5 protein-coding genes are annotated in these 4,315 nt (G+C 60.9%); all 5 read left to right on the forward strand.

Annotated elements, in window-relative coordinates:
• The coding region (locus B3V69_RS17225) for an acyl-CoA dehydrogenase family protein (protein ID WP_296448227.1) at nucleotides 1–1,038 on the forward strand (1,038 nt) is incomplete at its 5' end.
• Between the two features lie 13 nt (nucleotides 1,039–1,051).
• A complete protein-coding gene (locus tag B3V69_RS17230) occupies nucleotides 1,052–1,903 on the forward strand; it encodes an SDR family NAD(P)-dependent oxidoreductase (protein WP_296448228.1) in 852 nt (283 codons plus the stop codon).
• Nucleotides 1,904–1,950: 47 nt separating this feature from the next.
• Nucleotides 1,951–2,712 carry an SDR family oxidoreductase gene (locus tag B3V69_RS17235; protein ID WP_296448229.1) on the forward strand — a complete coding sequence of 254 codons (762 nt, stop codon included), beginning with the start codon at nucleotides 1,951–1,953 and terminating at the stop codon, nucleotides 2,710–2,712.
• 13 nt (nucleotides 2,713–2,725) lie between these two features.
• Nucleotides 2,726–3,487, forward strand: a complete 762-nt coding sequence (locus B3V69_RS17240; protein ID WP_296448230.1) for an SDR family NAD(P)-dependent oxidoreductase — start codon at nucleotides 2,726–2,728, stop codon at nucleotides 3,485–3,487.
• 16 nt (nucleotides 3,488–3,503) lie between these two features.
• Nucleotides 3,504–4,315, forward strand: an 812-nt coding sequence (locus tag B3V69_RS17245; RefSeq protein ID WP_296448231.1) for a phosphotransferase family protein, incomplete at its 3' end; no start/stop codon positions are given.

Consider the following 4,315-nt stretch of genomic DNA (forward strand, 5'->3'; position numbering starts at 1 on the left):
CTGTTTCTGCCCGAGTCCGGGCACGGCTATGGCCTGACCAATCTGGAATATTCGCCGATTGCCGAGATGATGGGACGCCAATACTGGGCGGCTGAAGTATTCAACTGTTCGGCGCCGGATACCGGCAACATGGAAGTGCTGGAACGCTACGGCACCGAAGCCCAAAAGGAAAAATGGCTCAAGCCCCTGCTGGCCGGTGAAATCCGCTCATCGTTTGCGATGACCGAACCGGCCGTGGCTTCTTCCGACGCCACCAACATCGAATGCCGCATCGTGCGCGACGGTGACGACTATGTCATCAATGGCCGCAAGTGGTACATCACCGGTGCCGCGGCCGAAAGCTGCAAGGTCTTCATCCTGATGGGCAAGACCGATCCCGACAACGCGAATCGACATCGCCAGCAATCCATGATTCTGGTGCCCAAGGACACGCCCGGCGTGACGATCGTGCGCGACATGGCCTTGTACGGCTTTATGGACCCCCCGGCCGGACACCCTGAGGTGCTGTTTGAGAACGTGCGCGTGCCAGCCAGCAACATTCTGCTCGGTGAAGGCCGCGGCTTCGAGATCGCGCAAGGTCGCCTTGGACCTGGACGCATTCACCACTGCATGCGGGTCGTTGGCATGGCCGAAGCCGCGCTGGAGTTGATGTGCCGCCGCGTGGTATCGCGGGTCGCTTTTCACAAACCATTGTCTGACCAGAGTTTGTGGCGCGAGCGCATTGCCAAATCCCGCACACTGATTGACCAGACGCGTTTGTTGGTGTTGCACGCGGCTCAACGCATGGATCTGGTTGGCAACAAGGTTGCCGCCAAGGAAATTGCGATGATCAAGGTGGCCGCTCCCAACAACTGCTGCAAGGTGATTGACTGGGCGATCCAGGCGCACGGCGCTGCCGGCTACAGCCAGGATTTCCTGCTCACGTCTTACTACGCTTATGCGCGCCATCTGCGAACAGCCGACGGCCCGGACGAAGTGCACAACAACGCCATCGCCAAACTGGAGCTGGCACCTTACCTTGCGGCAGCCAAGCGTTAACAGGAACCCGACATTGAACAACTTGAATGGAAAAGTCGCCGTCGTCACCGGCGGCGGCAGCGGCCTGGGGCGCGAACTCAGCCTGTGCTGCGCACAGCGCGGCATGAAACTGGTGCTGGCCGATGTCGATGCGCCCGGCATGGCGGAGACCGAACGTCTGGTCAAGGAAAAGCATCCGGGCATCGAGACGGTCTGTTGGCCGCTTGACGTCAGCCAGCTGGACCAGGTCGAGGCTTTGGCGAACTTCGTGCAGGAACGCTTTGGCGGGACGCACCTGCTGTTCAACAACGCCGGCGTCGGCTCTGCTGGCCCGATCTGGGAAAGCACGGCCAAGGACTGGCAGTGGGTGCTCGGCGTCAATCTCCTGGGCGTTGCCTGGGGCATCAAGGCTTTTGTCCCCCGCATGCTCAAGCAGGGGAAAGGGCACATCGTCAACACGGCCTCGGCCGCGGGCTGGATGAACGGTCCCGGCGCCGGCATCTACAACGTCAGCAAATGCGGCGTGGTGGCCATGTCGGAATCACTGGTGGCGGACTTGAAAGATGTCGGGGGAAACATCGGCGTGTCTGTGGTGTCCCCGGCATTTTTCCCGACACCGATGCTGAAGAACTCGCAGACGCTGCGTCCGCAGGATGCCTCGGAGGCACCACTGTCCGACATCGCACAAAAGCGCAAGGAACAGACCCACTACGCCATGCAAAACGGTAAAGTTTCTGCGGCACAAATCGCGGAAATGACGTTGCGGGCCGTGGAGGAAAATCGTTTCTATGTGTTTCCGCATCCCAAAATCAAAGCCCTTGTCCTGGCACGCGCCAGCGCCGTGCAGGAAGAGACGACGGCCTTTGATCCCATGGCTGCCCGATAGACCACGAACGCCTCCAGCACCCTCAAATTTAAAAAATGAAAATCAACATGAAGAAACAATTTTCGGGTCACGTCGCCCTCGTCACCGGTGCCGGCAACGGCATTGGCCGTGCCACCGCCCTGGCGTTCGCCGCCAGCGGATTGAAGGTCGTCGTCTCCGACATTGACACGCCAGGCGGTGAAGAAACTGTGACCCAGATAAAGGCCGCTGGCGGGGAGGCCAGCTTTGTTCGCTGCAATGTCTCTCGCGACGAAGAAGTGAAGGCCTTGGTGGCCGCCACCGTCGCAACCTACGGCAGGCTCGACTATGCCTTCAACAATGCCGGCATTGATATTGAAAAAAACAGATTGGCCGACGGCAGCGAAGCCGAGTTCGATGCCATCATGGACGTCAATGTCAAGGGCGTCTGGCTCTGCATGAAGCACCAGATCCCGGTGATGCTGGCGCAAGGCGGTGGCGCGATCGTCAACACGGCTTCCGTGGCCGGCCTCATCGCGGCACCCAAAATGGGCATCTACTCGGCCTCCAAGCATGCGGTGATTGGCATGACCAAGACGGCGGCGGTTGAGTATGGCAAGAAGCATATCCGGGTCAATGCGGTCTGCCCGGCGGTGATCGACACCGACATGTTCCGACGTGCCCACGCCGCCGACCAAAAAAAGGGGGCGTTCGCGCTGGCCATGCATCCGGTGGGGCGCATCGGCAAGGTCGAAGAAATCGCGGCGGCCGTGCTGTACCTGTGCAGCGACGCGGCCGGCTTCACCACCGGTGTCGCCCTGCCGGTCGATGGTGGCCTCACCGCAATCTGAAAGGAAGAAAATCATGCGCTTATTTGATCTGACTGGCAAAGTTGCCATCATCACGGGTTCGAGCCGCGGCATTGGCCGTGCCATTGCAGAAAACATGGCCGCCTGCGGTGCCAAGGTCGTCATTTCCAGCCGCAAGGCCGAACCCTGCGAGGCGGTGGCCGCCGGTATCCGCGCCAGCGGCGGGCAAGCTATTGCGATCCCTGCGAACATTTCCGATAAGACACAGATGGAGCAATTGGTGACGCAAACCCGCAGCCAGCTTGGCCCCATCGACATCCTGGTCTGCAACGCCGCGAGCAACCCCTACTACGGTCCCAGCACCGGCATGGGCGACGACGTGTTTGAGAAGATCATGCGCAACAACGTGCTGTCCAACCACTGGCTGTGCCAGATGGTGCGCCCCGACATGGCCGCCAAAAAGAATGGCGCCATCATCATCATCTCGTCAATTGGCGGGTTGCAGGGCTCCTCCAGCATTGGCATGTACTGCGTCTCCAAGGCCGCCGACATGCAGGTGGCGCGCAACCTCGCCGTGGAATGGGGTCCGGACAATATCCGCGTCAATTGCATCGCCCCTGGCGTGATCCAGACCGACTTCGCCAAGGCCATCCACGAAGACCAGCGCGTTCTGGAGGTGGTGCAAAGCCAGTTGCCGCTGCGCCGCATCGGCCAACCCGACGACATCGCCGGCATCGCGGTGATGCTCGCGGGTGCTGCTGGCAACTACATCACCGGCCAGACCATCGTCGCCGATGGTGGCATGGTCATCCGCTGACAGGAAATACGTCTTGATGTTTGAAGAACAGAACTCGGGCACCAAAGCCATCGCTGAGTCACACCGCTTCGACACCGTCAGGCTGGAAGCCTATCTGCGCAGCAAGCTGCCCGGCTTTGCCGGGCCGATCAGCGTCGAGCAGTTCAAAGGCGGCCAGTCCAACCCAACCTATAAGCTGACGACGCCGCAACACACTTATGTGATGCGCGCCAAGCCCGGCCCGGCGGCCAAACTGCTGCCTTCGGCGCATGCGATCGAACGCGAGTTTCGCGCACTGAGCGCCTTGCATGGCAGCGCCGTGCCGGTCGCCAGGCCGCTGCTGCTGTGTGAAGACGAAGACATCATCGGACGCGCGTTCTACCTGATGGACATGGTGCAGGGACGCGTGTTGTGGGACCCTACCCTGCCGGGTTTTTCCAAATATGAGCGCGCGGCTATTTACGACGAGATGAATCGCGTTCTAGCGGCCCTGCACACGGTTGATTTTGCGGCGCTGGGGCTGGTCGGCTATGGCAAGCCCGGCAACTATTTCGCACGCCAGATCGAGCGCTGGTCGAAACAGTACCGCGCGTCAGAGACGGAGCCCATTGAAGCCATGGACCAGCTGATCGCCTGGCTGCCGCGGAACCTGCCCGCCGATGACGGGCTGAGTTCCATCGTGCACGGCGACTTCCGGATCGACAATCTGATCTTCCACCCGACGCAGCCGAAAGCGCTGGCGGTGCTGGACTGGGAGCTGTCCACACTCGGCCATCCCTTGGCCGATTTCTCATACCACTGCATGGCGTGGCATTTGCCACGCACATTCCGCGGCATGGCCGGGCTGGA

It is taken from the genome of Rhodoferax sp. UBA5149, assembly GCF_002413825.1.
Taxonomy (GTDB): domain Bacteria; phylum Pseudomonadota; class Gammaproteobacteria; order Burkholderiales; family Burkholderiaceae_C; genus Rhodoferax.

What these genes read in the sequence shown, in the direction of transcription:
- B3V69_RS17235 (WP_296448229.1), top strand. Translation starts at nt 1,951, where the DNA reads ATGAAGAAACAATTTTCGGGTCACGTCGCCCTCGTCACCGGTGCCGGC.
- B3V69_RS17240 (WP_296448230.1), top strand. Translation starts at nt 2,726, where the DNA reads ATGCGCTTATTTGATCTGACTGGCAAAGTTGCCATCATCACGGGTTCG.